The sequence below is a fragment of the Planomonospora algeriensis genome, from assembly GCF_977012225.1.
On the sequence record NZ_CDRNDK010000650.1, the window covers coordinates 1 to 2,770 of the forward strand.

The window sequence follows — 2,770 nt, forward strand, 5'->3', positions numbered from 1 at the left end:
GGCCCCCCCGGAGACGGGAGGTCCAGCGGGCCCGCGACCGGCTCCGCCGAGACCCCCGTCCCGCCGCGCCCCGCCCATCCGGAGCACGCCGCCCATCCGGAGCACGCGGCCTACGTCCTGTACACCTCCGGGTCCACCGGGCGGCCCAAGGGCGTCGTGGTCAGCCACGCCGCCGCCGTCTCCTTCGTCACCATGGCCGGCGAGCTGTTCGGCCTCGACTCCGGGTGCCGCAGCATCGGCTTCGCCGCGCTCGGGTTCGACGTGTCGGTCCTCGACGTGTTCGCCCCGCTGGCCAGGGGCGGTTCGGTGATGTTCGCGCCCGACGGCGACCGGACCGATCCGGCGCGGCTGCAGCGTTTCCTGGAACGCCACGAGGTCACCTGGGGGACCGTGCCGCCCGCGCTGCTCCCGCTGCTCGACCCGGACCGGCTGCCCCTGCTGCGCGACCTGCTCACCGCCGGGGAACCGGCCGGCCCCGAGCAGGTGGCCCGCTGGTCGCGCCCCGGAGTCCGGCGCTTCCACAACTGGTACGGCCCCACCGAGACCACGGTCTGCGTGGTCGGCGGCGAGCTGACCGGTGACTGGGACCGGCCGCTGCCGATCGGCCACGCGCTGCCCGGGTGCACCGCCCGGATCCTCGACGACCGGCTCGCCCCCTGCCCGCCGGGCACGCCGGGCGAACTGTGCATCGGCGGCCCCCAGCTCGCCCGGGGCTACCTCGGCCGGCCCGGTCTGACGGCCGAGCGCTTCGTCGCCGACCCCTACGGCCCGCCCGGCTCCCGGCTCTACCGCACGGGCGACCGGGTGGTGCTGGAGGCCGACGGCCGGATCGGCTTCCTGGGACGGCTGGACCGCCAGGTCAAGGTGCAGGGCCAGCGGGTGGAGATCGGGGAGATCGAGTCGGTGCTCCGCGCCCACCCGGACGTCGGCCACGCGGTGGTCGACCTGGACTCCGGCCCCGGCGGGCTGGCCGAGCTCACCGCCTACCTGGCGCCCGAGTCCGCCCCCGGCCTGGACGGGGTCCGCGACCACTGCCTGGCCAGGCTCCCGGTCTACATGGTCCCCACCCGGGTCGTCCGGCTGCCGTCGCTGCCGCTGACCGTGGCGGGCAAGGTGGATCTCGCCCTCCTGCGCTCCCGGGGTGAGGCCCCTGCCGGGGGGAGGCGGGCTCCCCGGGACGCGGTGGAGCGGGCGGTCGCCGCCGTCTGGGCGAGGACGTTCGAGGTGCCCGAGCCGGGCCTCGATGACGACTTCTTCGCCTCGGGCGGCCACTCCCTGCTCGCCATGCACCTGGTGGCAGGGCTCCGGGCCGAGCTGCGCAGGCAGATCGCCGTCGAGGACGTCCTGGCCGGCCGCACGGTCGAGGGCCTCGCCCTGCGGGCCGGGCAGGCTCCGCCGATCGAGGACCGCCCGCCGCGGCCGCCGCCCCCGCGCTCTCCCCCGCGCAGCGGCGGATGTGGTTCGTGGAGCGCCTGGCCCCCGGCACACCGGTGCACAACATCGCCATGGCCCAGCGGCTGACCGGTCCGCTCGACGCCGCGGCCCTGCGCGCGGCGCTGTCGGCGGTCGCCGCCAGGCACGAAGTGCTCCGCTGGCGGATCGAGGAGTCCGGGGGAGTGCCGCGCGTGGTCGTCGACCCGCCGGGTGAGGCCGCACTCCCGGTCGACGCCGGAACGGCGGAACCCTTCCCGGAACCCTCCCCGGACGGCGACCTGCCGGAGCGGGCCCGGGCATGGCTGCAGGAGGAGGCCCGCACGCCCTTCGACCTCGCGGCGGGACCGCTGTGGCGGGCACGGCTGCTCCGGCTGGCGCCCGACGACCACGTGCTGGCCGTCACGGCGCACCACATCGTGTTCGACGGCTGGTCGCAGGACGTCTTCTACGACGACGTCGCGCGGGCCTACCGGGGCGATACCCCGGCCCCGCTCGCCACCTCCTTCGCCGGGTACGCGGCCTGGCTCGCCGCGCGCGAGGACACCGCGGCCCTGGAACGGCGGGTGGAGCGCCTCGGCGGGGCGCCCGCCGTACTGGACCTGCCGCGCGACCTCCCGCGCCCCGCCGTGCAGACCTTCGAGGGGGCCGCCGTCCGGGCCGAGGCGGACGCGGAGACCTGCGCCGGGGTCCGCGCGCTCGCCGCCCGGCTGGGCGCGACGCCGTACGCCGTGATGCTCTCCGCGTTCACCCAGGTCATGAGGAGGCTCACCGGGCAGTCCGAGATGATCGTCGGAACGCCGGTCGCCGACCGCCGCGACCCGGCGTTCGCGCCGCTGGTCGGCTGCCTCGTGCAGGTCGTGCCGGTACGGCTGGCCGTGACGGACCAGGCGGCGTTCACCGGCCACGTCACCGCGTGCCAGCAGGAGCTGTCCGGCGCCTTCGCCCACCTCGACGTCCGGCTGGAGCGCCTCGTCGAGAGACTGGGCGTGGGACGCGACCTGTCGCGCAACCCGCTGATCCAGGTCCTGTTCAACATGTACGACTTCACCGAACCCCGCCTGGACCTGCCGGGGGTGGGCGCCTGCCCGCTCCCGCCGGGGCTGCCCGGCTCGCTGTTCGACCTGACCCTCTACGTCGGCGAGCGCGGCGGCCGCTACGTGTTCCAGGCCGTGTACAACCCCCGGCTGTTCCACGCCGGGCGGATCGAGGCGCTGCTGGCCGGGTACGTCCACCTGCTCGGCGAGCTGGTCGCCGCCCCGGAGTCGCCCGTACGGCTCGCGTCGATGCGCCCTCCCGCGCCCGGCTGCCCGGCGCCGCGCCCGCCGAGACCTACCTG

General features: G+C 76.5%; 2 protein-coding genes. Both read left to right on the forward strand.

Annotated features, from left to right (window positions below; genetic code table 11):
* A partial coding sequence (locus ACWJ6R_RS33965) for a non-ribosomal peptide synthetase (protein WP_449066144.1) occupies window positions 1-1,521 on the forward strand: 1,521 nt, incomplete at its 5' end.
* Window positions 1,464-2,770, forward strand: a 1,307-nt coding sequence (locus ACWJ6R_RS33970) for a condensation domain-containing protein (RefSeq protein WP_449066145.1), incomplete at its 3' end; no start/stop codon positions are given. The genes ACWJ6R_RS33965 and ACWJ6R_RS33970, both read left to right, overlap by 58 nt.